Consider the following 17,045-nt stretch of genomic DNA (forward strand, 5'->3'; position numbering starts at 1 on the left):
AAAATCTCTGGAACCCCCGAAAAAACCCGCCTTCTGGCGGGTTTTTTCGTTTTGGCGTTCCATCGGTTTCCGTCAGAAACTGGTGGATTCCAACCGTTTTAAGGGTAGAGTTTGGGATACAGGTCACTTCGATAAAAGGGAGTACCCTTATGTCGCGCACCACAGCTCCGCTCTCCGACGCAGCTTGCCGCTTGGCAAAACCTACAGACCGCGCCTACAAGCTTTTCGACGGCGATGGCCTCTACCTCCTAGTCCAGCCCAATGGCCGCAAAGGCTGGCGGCTCCGTTACGTCAAACCTGACGGACGCGAAGGACTGACCTCGTTCGGCAACTACCCCGTCATTGGCCTCGCCGATGCGCGCCGCAAGCGCTTGGAAGTTAAGCGAATGCTGGCGGATGGCGTTGACCCTATAGAGACCAAGCACCAAGCCAAGGCGAAAGCCGTAATCAAAGGCAGAACCTTTGAAAGCGTTGCGCTCGACTGGCATACGGAAATGTCGGCCAAGTGGGCACCAGGCCATTCCAAGACAGTGATGAGCCGCCTCAAAACCCACGTATTCCCGCTGATCGGCGCAAGCGCCATTGTTGATCTCGACACTCATGACCTTATGCAGCCCTTGGAAGCGATCAAGAAGCGCGGAACGATAGACGTAGCTTTAAGGGTACAAAACTACCTGCAGAGCATCATGCGCGAGGCAAAACGCCTCCGGCTTATCACCGTAAACCCTGCTTACGACCTCGAAGGCTCAATCAAAGCTCCGCGGGTGGTACATCGCCCTGCTCTACCCTTATCGCGACTGCCGGAACTGCAGGAGCGGATCGACACCTATAAAGGCCGGGCACTTACCCGTCTGACGGTGATGCTGTCGCTGCATGTGTTTGTACGATCCAGCGAGCTGCGTTTCGCACGCTGGAATGAGTTCGACCTCAAGCGCGGCGCCTGGGAAATCCCAGACACTCGGCCAGCGTTGGAGGGAGTACCCTTTTCCACAAGGGGTACGAAGATGGCAGGGGACATCCACCTTGTACCCTTATCGCCGCAAGCCGTGACCCTGCTTGAACAGATCTACTCCCTCACCGGCAAATTCGACCTGGTGTTTGCAGGCGATGCCAAGCCCTGGAAACCCATGTCCGAAAATACCGTGAACAACGCACTACGGACGATGGGATACGACACCAAAACCGATATCTGCGGGCATGGATTTCGTTCGATGGCCTGCAGCGCACTGATCGAGTCAGGATTGTGGTCGGAGACAGCCATTGAACGGCAGATGAGCCACAAGGAGCGCAACAACGTCCGCGCCGCTTACATCCACAAGGCCGAGTTCATTGAGGAGCGCAGGCTGATCATGAACTGGTGGAGCCGGTATCTGGAGGCCAACCGGCAGGAGCATGTCACTCCACACGAATTCGCGAACCAGACCGGAGCGAACATCACTCGCCTAAAAGCAAAACGTGGCGAGACCGAGTAAGCGCTCGGTCTTCACATCTCAGTGATCCGCTTGTCCACGCGGGTCCATCCAAGCAGGGCTGCAAAGCCGCCCTGCTTGGATGGACCTCACTTAAAAAATCTAAAGCCTATGCAACTGTCTGTGGAAAACCACAGATTTCCACCGGTGGATAATTTCATCCACAGCCGCAGAACTCCGGATAATTCGAGCCTTGACCCGAATTATCCACAGGCGTAGAAAAGATCGGGCAAAGCGCTGTCGTTGACAGCAACCCAGGTAGCTAGAACCTTTAAGGCTACGCCACACCGTGGTGGTTCTCCCAAAGTGCGATTAGCGTCCGGCGGCTCGCACGGTCACAGCGATGTGATGGATGCCTACTTTTACCAGTTTGCCCACTGCGGCAACTTATCCCCTGTCATAGCTGCCCTGCAGCAACCTATCCGCTTGGCCATTTCCTTGCGCCAACCTGCGCCCGTCTCTTTCTCCCGGAAAGAGACGGGCGCTCCTAACGCTGCTACAGCTCAACTCGTAAAAGGCTTTGCGGCATTCCCCCTCGTGACAATCGGCGTGACAAACACCGAAGCCACTAGCAACAGCAATGCAGATGATGGTGCCGCAGCCCACGGAATGGACTGCACCTGACTGACAGTCAGGTATGCCCCGGTCATCGCATCACTGCCTTCACCCGACTCAGGATCTCGCGGCGCCGGTCTCGTCAGCCAGTGCAGCCTCCACCCGCCCACTTCTTCGGAAGTGCTCAGGAGGTCAGATCATGAGATGCCCAAGCTCCCGGTCGTAAGGAGCCGCAAGTCCCGCGTTAGTGGACAGCCCTCACAGGTCGCAGGGGCCTTGATCCCTGATAACACTCAACATCCTTGGCGGGATGACGTGGGGAAAGTTTCAAAGGTTTGGCTTCGAGAGGAGTTTGATCATGGCGCTGGTCGGTAAACGGGACGGGCGGAATTTTGGCTATGGTCGGCAACTGAGCTATGCCGGGCCGCAAGCACTGAAAGACATGTTCGGCGGCGGGCACTACGGGACCGTTAAAGCGCACAGTGATCGCTGGCAGGCATTCGTGCGCTGGTGCCGCTCAGACGATGGACCAGGACTCAACGATGCACGACAGGTAGATCGCCAGATCTTGGCGGATTACGCGGCGCATCTGCGTCACTTGGTCGATCGCGGCGACCTCTCCATCGCCACCGCACAAAATCGATTGTCCAGCGTCAACCGAACCATGGCGGCGCTTCGCGGTGATCAGTACGTGAAAGTGCCGAGTCCGAGCAAGGCGTTGGAAATGCAGCGCACCACCATCCGCATGACAGTTCCACAAGGCCAGGATCGCGAACACGTGATGCGCATCGTCGATGCACTCCGCGAACAGTATCCCCGTGCCGCCGCCATCGTGCAGTTGGCACGCGCCACCGGCATGCGTTTGCGCGAGGCCATCTTGGCCGATCTGCCACGTCTCCAGCGCGAAGCGAAACGTTACGACAAGATCAACATCCAGGACGGCACCAAAGGTGGCCGAAGCGGTGCAACAGCGCCTCGCTGGATCAGCGTGGATGAACATATTCGCGAGGCGCTCAGGTTCGCTGAGCAGGTCTCTCCCACCGGGTAGCCGCAACTTGCTTGCTCCTTACGAAAGCTACCTCGATTTCCAAAAGCGAATCGTTCGCCCTGTACGGGACATCCTCCATACGCACAATCTCAAAGGTCTCCACGAATTACGGGCGGCCTATGCTTGTGAACGATATGAGCAAATCACTCATCACCAAGCGCCAATCAACGGAGGCAAGTACTACCAGATTGACCGACACCTCGATCAGAAGGTGCGCGTGCAAATCAGTTATGAGTTGGGACACGGCCGTACCGACGTGGTATCCGCCTATATCGGGGGGCGGACATGACCAAGCCATTCGATATGGACCTATTTCTAGCTGGGATTCTGAGCGGGTCAAAGACCACTCGCGCTCGTCATGTACGCCAGGCACAAGCCATTCAAGTGGCGATTTCTGAACGCTGGCATCGAGACAATCCATGGACCTGGCAGCAAAAGCATTTCATCTGGTTTGTTAATCAACACTTGAACAAGCACTCTAGGTCGACACGCTATTATTATCTGCTGACCATGGAGCTGCTCACCCTTCGACTAGGTAAATCCTGGCTGCTCAAAGTCCAGGCGAAGGCAAGCGTCCACATTAAACATAGGGTTGACTATGCGCCAGGCAGAAACACCCCATAGCCGACGGTACGGGTGGAGAAGTTCATTGGCGGCGCTTCCGTAAAAAGATGGCAGGTGCTTCGAACGTTGCCATTTCGATAGCCAGATAACGACGTGACGTAGATTTCAGCCTCTAGCATGCTCGCAGCTGAAGCATCGGGCTTTCATCGCTTGACGACGTGCTCACGGTAGGTTAAAAAAGCTCCTCTTTACGCGAACAAAGTCGAAAGACCGTTTTGTCTGAGGCTTAGTCGGGCGTTTCGCCAGACTCATATGCATTGCTTGGATTTATTCCGCAGAGAAAATCCGCGGACCTACAGTCGCAAGCTCCCTCCAGTCCGCGAATTTTCTCTGCGGCTGATTCTTGGTAAAGAGTCCTATTTCGCATGGATCCGCGACAAAAAATTCTTGCTGACATCGATTTGGTCGAAAGCAAGATTTTGTTCTCAAAAAATCCAATTGTCCTCCTCTGCGGTGGATCTGTCCCTGAGAAGGCGCATGCCGAAGCGCCTGATCCTGAGCTTGCATCCCTCCGGCATGCGGTTACTCGCAGATACCCTCCTTACGAAATTTTTCGGCCTGAAGAAATCAAATCTTGGCAGGAGGACGGTGTATTTAAAAATTTAATGGACTATGAATCTGATCTAGCGAGTATCTGCTCTCTAATAGTAATAATTCTTGAGAGCGCCGGCGCTATAGCAGAACTCGGAGCCTTTTCTCAACTGCCTGACTCTAGCAAAAAATTAGTCGTTATTGTTGCTGAAAAATTCGCCGATGAAAATTCCTTCATTAATCTCGGAATTTTGAAATTCATAGCCAGGGATCATGAAAAAGGCGTAAAGCGTTATCCATGGGAAATAACTAGACCCTTCGATATTTCTGAGCAAATGGTAGAAGACGTCGTTGATGACATCAACATCGAACTGACTAATCTAAACAAAACACAAAAATTCAACATTAACAGCGAAATCCACTTGGTTGTTTTAATCTACGAACTAATTAAAATGTTTGTAGCTCTAAAAGAAAGTGAGTTAATCGAGGCTATTTCCGGCTTCGGTCGCGTGATTCATCGCGATGCTTTAAGAAGAAAAATATTCTTGCTCAAGCATTTCAGGCTTGTAGAAGTTATAGGGTACAGCGACGCAACCTACTTTTCTTCTAGGGATGATTCTTTTCATAAAATTAGATTTGCCCTAAAGCCAGATGGCGCACTAGATCACCTCCGAATAAGAGCTGAGTCCATTGCGTATTATAGCTCTACGAAAACCGAAAGGAATCGTATGCGAGCTATCCAACAAGCAAAACTAGGGGCTGACAAATGAGCGTCTATGATTTCAGGGGAAATATTTCTAACGCTTTGGTGGTGTCAAGTAACGATGTCTCCAGGCTTATTATTCGCGCGCCCCACACATACAAGACATACGAAATCGACAAAAAAAACGGAGGAAAGAGATCAATTGCACAGCCAGCAAAAGAAACAAAATATATTCAACGCTTATTGATGACTCAGCTTTTCTCCCGGCTACCAGTGCATTCTTGCGCCGTCGCCTATAAAGATGGCGCCAGCATCAAAAAGAATGCCGAACTTCACAAAAACAATCAGTACATATCAAAATTCGATTTTACAAATTTTTTCGGCTCAATTAAAGAACCAGATATTTCTGCTCATCTCGCAAGCGTATTCGGCGATGAGCTATCTGATGAGACGATTAAAGACATATCCAGAATTAGCTGCATAAAGCATAAAGACTTGCCAGGTCTTTGTTTAAGTATTGGCGCGCCCAGTTCTCCAGTGCTATCAAATACTATAATGTATCTATTTGATCAGATCGTACATGAATGGTCCGTGGAGCGAGGTATAACCTTTACCAGATACGCAGATGATTTAACCTTTTCTAGCAATACCAAGGGACTTTTTTCTGAAATCGAACCATTTCTATCTCAAGTATTAAAAAAGCTACCTTATCCCGTACTTTCTCTTAATTCCAAAAAAACCATTCACGTCTCCAAAAAAAACCAGCGCCGGATTACCGGTCTCGTATTGGACAATGACGGAAGAGTGTCATTGGGGCGTGATCGAAAGCGATTAATCAGCACAATGATTCATCATTACTCCTGCGGACGCTTATCCGACGAAGAAACTATGCGACTTCAAGGCCTGCTTGGCTTTGCAGAAGATGCTGAGCCTCTTTTTGTTTCTAGAATGAGAGGAAAATATGGAATACTTGTGATTTCTGAGCTATTTCAAAAAAGAGGAAAAAAGCTAGAAAAGTGACTAATTTTTCGGACTGTGAAATGTCATGAAGCACAGACAGCACACACTATAACTGCTAACAAACTGATTTTCCTTTGTGACGCAACAAGCGCTATATCGTTGTAGCGCCACTCGTGGTGAATATTTTCATCTTGGAGATGATTATGGCTGAAACTGTAAACATAGGAGAGATTTCGCAAAAACTTTCCGAAGATATTTTTGAACATTTTTTTTGGGAATGGCACCCAAAGCGTGACGAAAACTTTGATTGCCATAATAGCGAACATGTAGGGAGCGGAGGAAAGCCAAAACTAACACACCCAGGTGATGTCGTTTTTTCATACGACGATCCATATCTGGGAAACACTATTTATTTACACACAGACCTTAAAAGCTATTCGAAAGACGCTATAAACCAAAGTAAGCTTAGAGAAGCCTTTAAGTCACTGGCAATGGCTACTGACTGCGCTAGAAATTCGGATGTATGGAGAAGTATTTTCTCCGTCGACACCAGCTCCTCTTATGAGGTGCGCGGTCTACTATTTATACACAACCACGATCACGGCTATCAGAAAAAATTCTCCGAAGTCATTGACATCATTAATTTCGAGAGCATGCCAATCGCCGCAAACGTATACATGCATTACCTTGGGCCTGACGACATCCAAAGGTTATATAGCATTGGAAATGATATTATTCGACAGCGCATGTCAAAGCTCATATCCGATGACTATACGTTCTATTATCCAGATTTAGTAATGTCTCACCGAATTGGAGACGTATGGGGTCAGCCGGCTACTATCGAAGCGCTGACAAGCCCATACCTAATAATCCGCCACAGAGAAACGCAAAAAACCAAAGCTGGCTACGTAATTTATTACAATCGCCAAGGTGATAGCGTTGAGGAATTCACCTATTTACTAGATACACTATCTAGATATCAAATCCTGGATGCCGATAATTCAATTAGAGTACGAACCACTACGCTCTCACCCAACAAGCTCATGAAAAGCAATTTCGAATTGGCTAAAAAACGCTACGTACAGGCTTGGGGATTTGATCCCATACGTGAGGCCATCCTAGATGAAATATCAATCGACACCATTACAACGGTGACAGACACATATAATCCAGGCGACATGGGTTGGAGAGAATAAATATGCGTCACGGTCCATCGTTACAATTCGCATCAGACAAAAATATTTTCGAAGCCCTTATCCAACACAAGGTCGACAACACTACTCTTTCAGCACTTTTTGAAAAACGTAACACTATTGTGTCGCGAAAGACTTCGCGAGAGAAGCTCGCAGAGTACTTCTCCAGACTTCCTCATGACTATTACGATCATAGAACAATCGCACAGCGTTTAGGAGTAAGAGCGTGGAGGGAAAGAACCGCCTCCATGGACGTCTGCGGCGACATAAAAACTGATGATGTCCAAAGCATTTTAGATGAAATCAAACATGCTGCACGCCTAGGAAGCGACACGATTTCCGCTACCCGAAATGAGCAAAATTTTATAATTCATGCTTCCTACACTACAATAGATTATAAAAAATCCGAGTTCTCTCAACTACAACATAGAACGGGAGAAATCGAACTACTGAAAACCGCTACTGGATACCGAATTCGGAATACTGATAGCGAGTTCATGAATAATCTTCGTGAGAAACTCGTACACAAATTGGATTCTACAGTCGAAGGAGGCATAGAAAAAGTTAATATTTCACTTTTTGACGTTTTAACGCCTGGACTTCGAACAAAATTCTTTTATGAACTTATAAATGGGCTTCAAGGCTTTTCCCGGAGAGACGTATCTGACATCTATGCTTTCAAACCAAAACCAAACAAGTCAGATTCTGAGGAAGAGCTATCTAGCGATGCCGACGAAACACATGTTGAACGTGTTTTCTTAAGAGGTAATGGCGTCACAAGATCAAAATTTCTTCTTTCCCTCACAGATGAAAATGAATACTACATAATAAAAGCAGGTTGGACCGCGACAAAAACAGTAGGTAACGGTGATGTGTACGATATCGAGGCAGTTTTTTCTGACCCACGAGATTGTACTGGATTTTCCTTTCTATTAAAGGGTGTGTATCCATATCAGAATGGTCGTCTTGGAAAAAGGCGTCCTCCCGTCATGAAAGAACTAGAAGAAATCTCAGTAGTCATTGAGGAAAGAGCCCGGGAATTAAGCGCTTCACTAAAAAATGACTTTATCAACGGGAGCATCTAGCGTGATAGAACGATACAAATGGTACGCCATAACCTTACCCATAAATTTGGATCAGCTTTATACAAAGATGTCGGAAAGCTATTATTCAGACGGGATGGACTCAGGTTTTCAGCAGATAGATAGACAAGCAAGCGAATTTAGCTTCTTGTGGCAGTCGTCGATCGCGGTTCCATTCATCGATGAAAATGGAGAGTTAAACTCTCAGGTTGTACGAACTATTAATCGTCAGGATGTGGCAATACTTAGGGGACATAGAACAATCCTGCGCCTCAAAGAGCCACTGAGGAGTACAAGGCCACTTTTTAACGCGTTAGAGAAGATTATGGGCTATGGTTTCACTTGCGAACTTATTTCGCTAACGCCACGTCATATTGATAGGATTCTTGATTCTGTAGACTCCCATAGGCTAACCAACTCGAAAATTTCTGGATCCATGCCGGAGCTTAAGCTCCTGACACGTATGGAGTTCATGTCGAAAGAAGGAATTTCTTTAGACTACCTAGAAGTATTAAAAGGAATTAAATACACTGTTGACTCCGCCAGTTATGAAATTTTTCAAGGATCTCACAAAGGAAAAATCTCTATAAGCGTAACTGGTCTTTGCAAGGCTAGCGGAAGTTTATCAGAGCGTTTAATACGCCAACTCGAACAAATACTAATTACCGAACAATAACACCCTTCTAAATTTAGTACATCTGGCGCACATCAACCAACATGAACATAGGCAAAAATTTAAACCTAACGATCAGCAGCGTTTCTGCAAATACAACATAAAAATAAGACTTTGCTAAACTCTCTTTTTTTATCAGGATCGCGCAAGGAAAAAGCTTCATAACATAAGCTTAAGCGGATAAAGGGTAGCCTTAGGGATAGAACTTATTTTTATTTTTGGAAATTTCAATATTATCAATATCTTAAGATTTGATTCGACTCTTGGTGCCGCACCATACAAGGCTCCAGAGAAGGCTTGCAAAATCTCTGGTCCCCCGAAAAATCCGCCTTCTGGCCTTTTCATTCCAGACCCCTCCGTCGAGATCCAACAAAATTCCTCTTCTCCGAAGGTATTTTCCCGGTCAGGAGCGCGTCCCCCAAAGCCACGTCTTGCGATCCCCCTCAGCGGCCTGCAATGCCGCACAACCAAAACCCGCGAGCGCGCCTAAAAACTATTCGACGGCAGCGGCAAGTACCTTTTCGTCAAATCCAATGGCGTAAAGACCTGGCCGCTTGAAGTACACCAAGCTCAGCGGCAAGGAAGGCACGCTCGCCGTCTGCCACCGACCGTTTACGAACAGACGATGGCAGCAAAATTACCGATCGAGGTGTCCGGAATCAGTTGACCACAACACCTCAACGTGGATTTGCGAAAATATCACTGCACTGCTCAGAGTGATTACTCAAACACCCGGACCGTGTCACACAGACCTAATCGCCAGATAGTACATTGATACTTCAGGGTGTTTTGAACACACCCGTGAGTGTTAAGAGCATTTCCGATATAGCCACCTCTGAGTTTATCGCGAAACAATATTTGCAAATTTGCTATCTGAACTATCGTGCAAAAACAGGCCGGCAAGCTTTCACGACAACATGGAGGTTGGTATATGAAGAAAGCAAAGGTGTTGCTGTTTGATCTGTATGGGACTTTATTAAAATTCAGCAGTTCATCTTTAGTAAGAGAGGTAAGTGAATTACTGGAAGCACCAAGAGGAATCGTTGCTGCAAACATTCTTCGGCGCGAGCTCTATTGCTTGAGTGTTGACAAAAAAGAAATTTTTTACGATCTTCTAAATTTACTGAACATCCCTATACAAAAGAAAAACAACTATCAGCTAGCCTGCGCGCACATACTTGACAAGCATTTGGAGTCAATTAGTGTTTTTGATAGTGCCCTCGGAATATTATCATTTTTAAAAGCTCGTGGATATCGTTTAGGATTAGTGTCAAACTTGGCCAGTCCCTTTAAGGAGCCTGTCTATAAATTCTCCTTAAATAAGTTTTTTGACGTCATGATGTTCTCATGTGACTGCGCTATTGCAAAACCAAACCCTGCAATCTACGAGATGACTTGCAAGGCACTAAAAGTCAAACCAGAAAAATGTACTTTTATTGGCGATTCAGCAGTAAATGACTGTCTTGCCCCTATCAGCGTTGGAATGAAAGCATTGTTAATCGATGGAAATAATTCATCTACGCATCCAAGTATTTCGAATATATCGGACTTGGCCTGGCTTGATATCGACAGCGGGCGTCTTCTGCTACACAAAGGCAAGCGATTAACCCTAGATAACACCCATCACTATATTCAAAGCCTTTTTACGCTTCAGGACAACTGCCTTGGTCGATATAACATCGTCGGAAAGCTAGAGCTGAGAAGTTCCAGCCCTACCGGTGATTTAACCGTTCATTATGTGAAGCGATTTTCACAAAAAGGATCGGCAAGTACTGAAAAGCTCGCGTATGACATACATGGCTTAGTCGGATTGTCGAGCTGCAAGGCCCACATAATAAAAGAGCGCGAACCGCTACTGATAACGTCTGCAGTATCTGGCGCCAAGTGGGAAAAACAGCATGCCAGAAAATTTCTGCCCGAGCTTGGCTGGCATTTTGCCATGGCTTATATTTTTGCCAATGCCGACTTTCGACCAAGGAATATAATTATAGAGGAGAAGGCGGGCATTCAGAGCTTAAGAGTTATAGATTTTGAACACTGCTTCTTTAGTCTGGCGTTGGATGTGACCCATTTAAAAGATCCAGACAACCCAGAAACTTTTAACACAATGTCCGCTGAGGATATTACTTTAAGAACAAAGCGAAAGGTTCTATCTATTGAGCATTGTCGGCGAGTTTTAAAAGAATTTATCCCGCAAGTCAACGATATGGAATTTAGCGAATTTAGAAAGGGATGGTTTGCCTTGTATAGCGACGTTAGAAAGCAGTTGGGAACTATTGAGTCTATGCTGAGAACATCGATAAAAGTAAAACCGTACCCTATCATTGGCACTCACTCTTACCGCAGAGCAATGTCCTCGATTGATGTAGATGCTATTCTTTCCAGGGTTAGCGAGAATGAAGATATTGTATGCCAGGGGCTTCGGCCGCTAACAGAGGAGCAACTATGAATTATTTTGATTATGAGTACACTATTACTATGGGTGACACCAATGCGATGGGGAATTTCTATTTTTTGAATTATTTCAAACTTCAAGGGGTCGCACGTGAGCTTTGGTTGAAAGTACAGGCTAATGACTTCTTAGTAAATCACGGGGCAAACTATATTTTCAGTACTAAGTCCGCCCATTGTGACTTCTCCATTCCATTTTTTCTATATGACGACATAATCGTTCGTTTGCATTTTTCGGAGCTACGAAGATTGTCTGTAAAACTGAATTTCCAATTTTTTCTTAAAGGTCGAGATGAAATTCATGCCAGCGGCTGGCAAGTAGTTGTATTTAAAAATAAAGACAGAAAGACATGCCGCATCCCGCCGGCGTTTTCCGATGCCTGCCAACGATTCATGTAACTTATCTCTATGCTGAAGCGGCCCTCTCATGTATTGCGGCTATGATTTTCATCTTGATGGCATGAGAGGCGGTTCGCTCCGAGATTTTGAAAATCGCTTTAATCGTATTGGCACGCATCACGCATGCGAGACCCTGGTGTGGTGAGTTAGACACTCATCTTGCCAATTGCGCGAACCTGCCTGCGGGGAAGGCCATGCAGTCGCGCTTACGGGACCTCACTTCTCGTCCCCTGATTTTTCTGTGATTGATCGCTGCACCCGATAGGTAGAGAGGTGAACACTTGGCTGGTGCTCTGGCCAACGCACGGGACGATTGCCACAAGCACTCAATCTTCAGCCAAACGTTTTGACCGACACCTCACGCTCTCGAACCGCTTCACCGCAGCCCCGTTGTGGAGGCAAAAAATCATCATTAGCCATGTCAAGAAAAAAAATGTCAGAAAATTTGACAGGGGCTATTTCTAGGCTATCTTCAGTCGACCGCCTATATCATGGAAGATAAGATGACCGTCTCGTTGATCAACGGAAGGCCAATTAGCTTTATAGAAACCCAGGATGGCGATGTAGCACTAGTACCTTTTCACGGCCTAGTGGCCTGTACGGTTAGTTCGTTAGCTCAAGTTCGGATGCCACACATCCATGACCAAGGCGCTGTGACGAGTCATAGCCGGGCTATGGCGAGCAACAGCAACGCCGGTCAGGGACTTGTGGCGCCGAAATTGGCTAATAGAACTAACCACACAGGCCACTAGTCATGGACCAACGCATGTTCGATGCTCAGGTTTGCGTATTACGTGAGCACTATCAAATTACCACCACAGACCAACGAGGGCATGGACTGGATGTCTCGGTTACTGAGCCTTTCAGTCTATTGGATAAAGCAATTTCATCAGGTATGTCGCAAGGTGGCTACGTTAGTCTGCGAACCGCACGGTGTTCCCCCAAAATAGTGTTGATCGCTACACACGCTGGCGTGGAGGAACAAAACCAGGAAACCGTATACTTACGGCATCTTAGTGAATGGTTTGAAAGCTCACTGACTAACGAAATTTTACAAAATCTGCATGGGTTTATCTTGGATGCTGATCAAGAGCTGGCTGGGCTTTGGATCAAAAAAAGACAAGCCATTGATACCCGCGCACCAAGTTCTAATCTGATGGCATTGGCAAATCGCGATGATCTTGCTCCTGCATTGAGTAATCCTAATATACTGGCACTGGTCGTATGGCGCGATGAAGACAGCGCAATCACTATTGAACAGGCCAGGCAGCCCGAGACAAAAAATGTTCATAGCCCATTTATGGAAGTCTCGGGTGCCATACATTCGGCCAACATGCTTCAGGAAAATATAGTTGATACGAAAATCCAGGCGCTTTTAACTGAAGCGCTGCCGTGAATCATTTTTTCATTGAACTATAGGTTTTTATGTATTCATTAGGGTTAAAAAGGAACGTAAAATGGATGTTCCGCGAGATTTCAAGCCGTTATTTAGAAGCAGCCCCTTTCTTGATCTCCTAGGCCCTTTCTATTATCGAGAAAACACTGAAAACTTTACTATTGGGATTCGTGTAGAGGAAAAACATACCAACGCGCGTGGGCTCGCCCATGGAGGCTTATTCATGGCACTGGCTGATGTCGCCCTAGGCTACAGTGCAGCCTTCTCGAAAGACCCACCTCTCAAACTCGTGACAACTGCACTGACAACTGATTTTGCCGGTTCCGCTAAGATCGGCGATTGGTTGGAGGCTGTGGTGGACGTTCAAAAATCCGGAAGCCGATTGGTTTTTGCCAACAGTTATATCAGCGTTGGAGATGAGCGGGTGGTCCGCGCCAGCGCTTCTTTCCTTGTGGCGAGTTGAAACGCGGGCAGTAATTATTATGAAACATAGTAATCACTATACTAAGCCAAATTAGCAATATATCACGGAGTGATTGACCATGAATGGTACTGCTGCAGATCACGCTTCCCAAGATAAAATCGAATGTAAAAATGTAAAACGCAAAGCAATAAGTAGTCCATACTTTCATCGGCTTCAACGTAAGCATTTCTTGCTGTTCGATATTCTTCCTGTGTTTGGCGTTGTGCTTGCGGGATTGTTGGCAGTTTACAGGCCCGTGAGCGCGCTGGATATTGGCTTATTCATCACCTTTTGGGCTCTGACGGGGATCGGCGTCAGTGTGGGGTATCATCGATACTTTACTCACCGCGCGTTCAAGGCCAAGCCGGCAGTTGGTGTTGTCTTGACAATACTGGGCTCCATGGCCGGGCAGGGAGCCCTAGTATCCTGGGTGGCCATGCATCGGCGTCACCACGAGTTGAGCGATCAGCCAGGCGACCCGCATTCGCCCAATCTGCATGGCCCTCGATTAACAGGTCTCATAAAGGGGTTAGTGCACTCACATTTCATGTGGATGAAGGAGCACGATTACCCTGACGTTACCTATTACGCCGCAGATTTGGTTCGAGATCCACTCATCGCCAAAACGGCGCGTCATTACTACACGTGGGTCGTTCTTGGCCTGCTAGCTCCGACAGTGTTGGGCGGGCTGCTTAGTCAATCTTTATGGGGCGCGTTGAGCGGCTTTCTGTGGGGCGGGGCTATCCGCATGTTTGTCGTGGGTCACATCATTTGGTCTATCAACTCTATACTTCACCGGTTCGGCACCCGACCGTACCAATCAAAAGATTACAGTTGTAATGGTGGTTTATTTGGCTTAATCACCTTCGGGGAGTCATGGCACAATAATCACCATGCCTTTCCAGAGTCGCCTTCATTCGGATTGCAATGGTCAGTATTCGATCCCGGTTATTGGTTTATTCGTAGCTTGAGCCTGATAGGAGTGGCATCGGATTTACGAGTTCCCACCTTGCAACGAAGAACCAGTCGCAAAAAAAGAAACGTACAACCTCACCAATAAGGAAATTTTAAGCATGGCCGTATATGAATCTATCTCGATAGAAAAAGACACTATCGTCCAATGGTGCAAGAACCAGATAGGTGAGCTTCTCAATGCTCCCGGAATCAACATCGATGAAAATAAAGATTTCAGTGAATTGGGATTGGATTCTTCCTTGGCAGTATCTTTGTTAATTGAAATCGAGCAAAAATTTGGCATCGAGATATCAGCGGAAGAATTGTTTGACAACCCCAACATCGCCGCCGTGACTGGTTTGATTATAGATGGGGACAGGAAGGCGAAAAAATGAACGATCTAACAACCGAGCATCGATTGGCAGAAGAGTCAAAAGCGATCCGCCGGCATTATGATGTGGGTAACGATTTTTATGAGTTGTGGCTGGACCCGACACTTTCCTATTCTTGCGCTGTATGGGCCGACAACGACACCTTGGAGAGTGCGCAAACAAACAAAATAGCCCAGCACCTTCAAGCCGTTGATGCGCAAAACCTACAATCGGTGCTTGATATCGGCTGCGGTTGGGGCGGCGTCCTTGATGCGTTGGAGAATATGCCTAACATCAAACGGGCCGTGGGTCTGACGCTGAGTGATCAACAAGCGGATTATATACAAAAACAGCTATATTCGAAGGTTACCATAGCAGTAAAGAACTGGCAGGAGTTCGCCCCCACCACACCATTTGATGGAATCATTTCCATTGGAGCCTTTGAACATTTCGCCTCTCCTTCGGATAGTGTTGAAGAGAAAATAGCAATCTACCGGAGGTTCTTCATTTCCTGCCGAGACTGGTTGAAGCCCGGAGGGCGACTTTCGTTGCAAACAATTGCTTATGGCTCTATGTCAAGAGAACAAGCAAGCACTTTTTTCAACGAGGAAATATTTCCCAACGCGGACCTGCCTACATTGGTGGAAATAGCTCAGGCGGCGGATGGGATCTTCGAGATTCAACGTGTCGACAATGGTCGACTGGATTATGCGAAAACCTGTGAAGAGTGGTATCGCCGGTTGTCTGCCAATAAGGCCGTTGCTGCGGAACGTGTTGGTGATGCAGTTGTTAGCCGTTATCTACGCTACTTGAAAATGTCGGCTTACGGTTTTCAGTTCGGAAAAATCCAATTATTCAGACTCCAACTTCAAGCTATCCGATAAGCAATCTGATGGAAGGAACCTCACGATGTCTGATGGTGCTCAGAGCCACCTGTTGGCACCCGGTAAATTAATGAATTTGCCTCGTTTCAACCCTTTTTCTGCTGAATTTCGTGACACGCCATACAGTGTTTACCGCCAACTGCGTGAGCTGAACCCTCTGCACAAAGTGTTGGGTATGTGGGTCGTCACCCGACATGCCGATGTTATGGGTGTTCTGCGTGAGCGCAGTTGCAACGCCAGCATTATTCCGAAACTGGTTGATAATCAAGCCGCTAAGTTTGGTCGCAATAACGCACCGTTTCAGCGGCTTGCCTACAAGTCAATCGTCTTCACTGAGAATCCCGACCATCATCGTTTGAGAAAGCTGATGAATATCGCGTTTTCGCAATCGGCGATAGATCAGTTGCAGCGCTCTATAGAAGATCTGATCCAAGGCTTGCTGCGGGACGCCTATCGGCAAGGAGGTATGGACATCATATCTGGCCTGGCCCAACCCTTGCCGCTACGACTCATGTGCGAATGGATCGGGCTACCCACCGAAATGCACTCGACCATCGATGCCTGGACCCATGCCATCCGCTTTCTGCTAGAGCCAGGATTGATGGTCAAGGACGATTTTGAAAAAGTTAGTACTGTGCTTGATGACTATATGGAATATCTCCTCAGTGTCATTGCCGAGCGTAAGAGTAATCCGAGGCAGGACTTGATCAGTCAGTTGCTTGATCTGCAAATCGATGGTGATCGCTTGACTCATGAAGAGCTGATCTTCGTCTGCATCATGTGCTTTGTTGCCGGAAACGAGACCACCAAGAGCCTGATTGGTAACGGCATAAATGCCTTGCTGGAACATCCTGAGCAATACCGCTTACTCCAGGAGCAACCACAGCTAATCCCCTGCTGTGTACAAGAGGTTTTGCGTTTCGAGACCCCTCTTCAACATACCAAACGCTTCACCACAAAAGAGCTGGTCCTGGATGGGCATGTTATTCCGGCAGGGGATCAGATTTTGCTGTGTCTGGGTTCGGCCAATAGGGATGAGGGCGTTTTTTCTGCCGCCGACCGCTTTGATATCGAACGCAAGACAAAGGGACATTTAGCATTCGGCTACGGTATGCATGGTTGCTTAGGCGGCTTGCTGGCCGAGCGTCAGATGCAGGCGGTACTTTCCAGATTGTTGGAGGGCCCTGGCCTGATACGCCGTCATGACAAACCGACTTGGCAGTCGGGCAGCTTCATCGTTCGAGGTTTGTCTTCTCTCGATGTCCAGTTTGTCTGACTCTCTCGGGACA

Annotated in this window: 16 protein-coding genes and 1 pseudogene; 16 read left to right on the forward strand and 1 reads right to left on the reverse strand. The window is 47.4% G+C overall.

Translation table 11 applies throughout. The annotated features are described in order from the left end of the window. Positions 1-149: 149 nt before the first annotated feature. From AWM79_RS15795 to AWM79_RS15825, 8 genes and pseudogenes are all read left to right on the forward strand, one after another. Complete coding sequence (locus AWM79_RS15795) at positions 150-1,472, forward strand: tyrosine-type recombinase/integrase (RefSeq protein ID WP_060783231.1); 1,323 nt, start codon at positions 150-152, stop codon at positions 1,470-1,472. A 910-nt stretch (positions 1,473-2,382) separates the two neighbouring features. Next, positions 2,383-3,361 (forward strand): annotated as a pseudogene (locus AWM79_RS15805) (integrase domain-containing protein). Beyond that, positions 3,358-3,696: a hypothetical protein gene (locus AWM79_RS24495; protein WP_082712631.1), complete on the forward strand. Its 339-nt coding sequence runs from the start codon at positions 3,358-3,360 to the stop codon at positions 3,694-3,696. Before AWM79_RS15805 ends, AWM79_RS24495 begins: the two are co-directional and overlap by 4 nt. Positions 3,697-4,061: 365 nt before the next feature. Then, positions 4,062-4,997 carry a retron St85 family effector protein gene (locus AWM79_RS15810; protein ID WP_060783233.1) on the forward strand — a complete coding sequence of 312 codons (936 nt, stop codon included), beginning with the start codon at positions 4,062-4,064 and terminating at the stop codon, positions 4,995-4,997. Further along, the gene (locus AWM79_RS24500) at positions 4,994-5,950 is read left to right on the forward strand and encodes a retron St85 family RNA-directed DNA polymerase (protein WP_082712632.1); all 957 of its coding nucleotides are present in this window, start codon (positions 4,994-4,996) and stop codon (positions 5,948-5,950) included. Before AWM79_RS15810 ends, AWM79_RS24500 begins: the two co-directional genes overlap by 4 nt. A gap of 143 nt (positions 5,951-6,093) precedes the next feature. Beyond that, positions 6,094-7,086, forward strand: coding sequence for a PD-(D/E)XK nuclease domain-containing protein (locus AWM79_RS15815; RefSeq protein WP_060783234.1), 993 nt, complete (start codon positions 6,094-6,096; stop codon positions 7,084-7,086). 2 nt (positions 7,087-7,088) lie between these two features. Continuing rightward, positions 7,089-8,168 carry a hypothetical protein gene (locus AWM79_RS15820; RefSeq protein ID WP_060783235.1) on the forward strand — a complete coding sequence of 360 codons (1,080 nt, stop codon included), beginning with the start codon at positions 7,089-7,091 and terminating at the stop codon, positions 8,166-8,168. 1 nt (position 8,169) lies between these two features. Next, a complete protein-coding gene (locus AWM79_RS15825; protein ID WP_060783236.1) occupies positions 8,170-8,841 on the forward strand; it encodes a hypothetical protein in 672 nt (223 codons plus the stop codon). A 156-nt stretch (positions 8,842-8,997) separates the two neighbouring features. Here the strand turns inward: AWM79_RS15825 and AWM79_RS25030 are convergent, their stop codons facing one another. After that, positions 8,998-9,183: a hypothetical protein gene (locus AWM79_RS25030; protein ID WP_156430115.1), complete on the reverse strand. Its 186-nt coding sequence runs from the start codon at positions 9,181-9,183 to the stop codon at positions 8,998-9,000. A 586-nt stretch (positions 9,184-9,769) separates the two neighbouring features. On the opposite strand from AWM79_RS25030, the gene AWM79_RS15830 reads away from it, so the two are divergent. From AWM79_RS15830 to AWM79_RS15865, 8 genes are all read left to right on the forward strand, one after another. Further along, positions 9,770-11,287: an HAD family hydrolase gene (locus AWM79_RS15830; RefSeq protein WP_060783237.1), complete on the forward strand. Its 1,518-nt coding sequence runs from the start codon at positions 9,770-9,772 to the stop codon at positions 11,285-11,287. Beyond that, entirely contained in the window at positions 11,284-11,688 is a 405-nt protein-coding gene (locus AWM79_RS15835; protein WP_060783238.1) for an acyl-CoA thioesterase, read from the forward strand. The genes AWM79_RS15830 and AWM79_RS15835 overlap by 4 nt, the downstream gene beginning before the upstream one ends. A gap of 766 nt (positions 11,689-12,454) precedes the next feature. After that, entirely contained in the window at positions 12,455-13,084 is a 630-nt protein-coding gene (locus AWM79_RS15840) for an alpha/beta fold hydrolase (protein ID WP_060783239.1), read from the forward strand. 61 nt (positions 13,085-13,145) lie between these two features. Beyond that, on the forward strand, positions 13,146-13,547 hold the full coding sequence (locus AWM79_RS15845; RefSeq protein WP_060783240.1) for a PaaI family thioesterase: 402 nt from the start codon (positions 13,146-13,148) through the stop codon (positions 13,545-13,547). Between the two features lie 79 nt (positions 13,548-13,626). Further along, positions 13,627-14,607, forward strand: a complete 981-nt coding sequence (locus AWM79_RS15850; RefSeq protein WP_060783241.1) for an acyl-CoA desaturase — start codon at positions 13,627-13,629, stop codon at positions 14,605-14,607. Positions 14,608-14,620: 13 nt separating this feature from the next. Beyond that, positions 14,621-14,896, forward strand: a complete 276-nt coding sequence (locus AWM79_RS15855; protein WP_060783242.1) for an acyl carrier protein — start codon at positions 14,621-14,623, stop codon at positions 14,894-14,896. Beyond that, positions 14,893-15,756, forward strand: coding sequence for a class I SAM-dependent methyltransferase (locus tag AWM79_RS15860; RefSeq protein ID WP_060783243.1), 864 nt, complete (start codon positions 14,893-14,895; stop codon positions 15,754-15,756). Before AWM79_RS15855 ends, AWM79_RS15860 begins: the two co-directional genes overlap by 4 nt. A gap of 25 nt (positions 15,757-15,781) precedes the next feature. Then, positions 15,782-17,032: a cytochrome P450 gene (locus AWM79_RS15865; RefSeq protein WP_060783244.1), complete on the forward strand. Its 1,251-nt coding sequence runs from the start codon at positions 15,782-15,784 to the stop codon at positions 17,030-17,032. Positions 17,033-17,045 lie beyond the last annotated feature (13 nt).

Origin of the sequence: Pseudomonas agarici, from assembly GCF_001543125.1 — a bacterium.
Taxonomy (GTDB): domain Bacteria; phylum Pseudomonadota; class Gammaproteobacteria; order Pseudomonadales; family Pseudomonadaceae; genus Aquipseudomonas; species Aquipseudomonas agarici.

Bases quoted from the DNA above. Each gene is read 5' to 3' on its own strand.
- AWM79_RS15840 (WP_060783239.1), top strand. From the start codon at position 12,455: ATGTTCGATGCTCAGGTTTGCGTATTACGTGAGCACTATCAAATTACC.
- AWM79_RS15795 (WP_060783231.1), top strand. From the start codon at position 150: ATGTCGCGCACCACAGCTCCGCTCTCCGACGCAGCTTGCCGCTTGGCA.
- AWM79_RS25030 (WP_156430115.1), bottom strand. From the start codon at position 9,183: ATGAAAAGGCCAGAAGGCGGATTTTTCGGGGGACCAGAGATTTTGCAA.
- AWM79_RS15810 (WP_060783233.1), top strand. From the start codon at position 4,062: ATGGATCCGCGACAAAAAATTCTTGCTGACATCGATTTGGTCGAAAGC.
- AWM79_RS15860 (WP_060783243.1), top strand. From the start codon at position 14,893: ATGAACGATCTAACAACCGAGCATCGATTGGCAGAAGAGTCAAAAGCG.
- AWM79_RS15865 (WP_060783244.1), top strand. From the start codon at position 15,782: ATGTCTGATGGTGCTCAGAGCCACCTGTTGGCACCCGGTAAATTAATG.
- AWM79_RS24500 (WP_082712632.1), top strand. From the start codon at position 4,994: ATGAGCGTCTATGATTTCAGGGGAAATATTTCTAACGCTTTGGTGGTG.
- AWM79_RS15830 (WP_060783237.1), top strand. From the start codon at position 9,770: ATGAAGAAAGCAAAGGTGTTGCTGTTTGATCTGTATGGGACTTTATTA.
- AWM79_RS15835 (WP_060783238.1), top strand. From the start codon at position 11,284: ATGAATTATTTTGATTATGAGTACACTATTACTATGGGTGACACCAAT.
- AWM79_RS15815 (WP_060783234.1), top strand. From the start codon at position 6,094: ATGGCTGAAACTGTAAACATAGGAGAGATTTCGCAAAAACTTTCCGAA.
- AWM79_RS15845 (WP_060783240.1), top strand. From the start codon at position 13,146: ATGGATGTTCCGCGAGATTTCAAGCCGTTATTTAGAAGCAGCCCCTTT.
- AWM79_RS15820 (WP_060783235.1), top strand. From the start codon at position 7,089: ATGCGTCACGGTCCATCGTTACAATTCGCATCAGACAAAAATATTTTC.
- AWM79_RS24495 (WP_082712631.1), top strand. From the start codon at position 3,358: ATGACCAAGCCATTCGATATGGACCTATTTCTAGCTGGGATTCTGAGC.
- AWM79_RS15855 (WP_060783242.1), top strand. From the start codon at position 14,621: ATGGCCGTATATGAATCTATCTCGATAGAAAAAGACACTATCGTCCAA.
- AWM79_RS15850 (WP_060783241.1), top strand. From the start codon at position 13,627: ATGAATGGTACTGCTGCAGATCACGCTTCCCAAGATAAAATCGAATGT.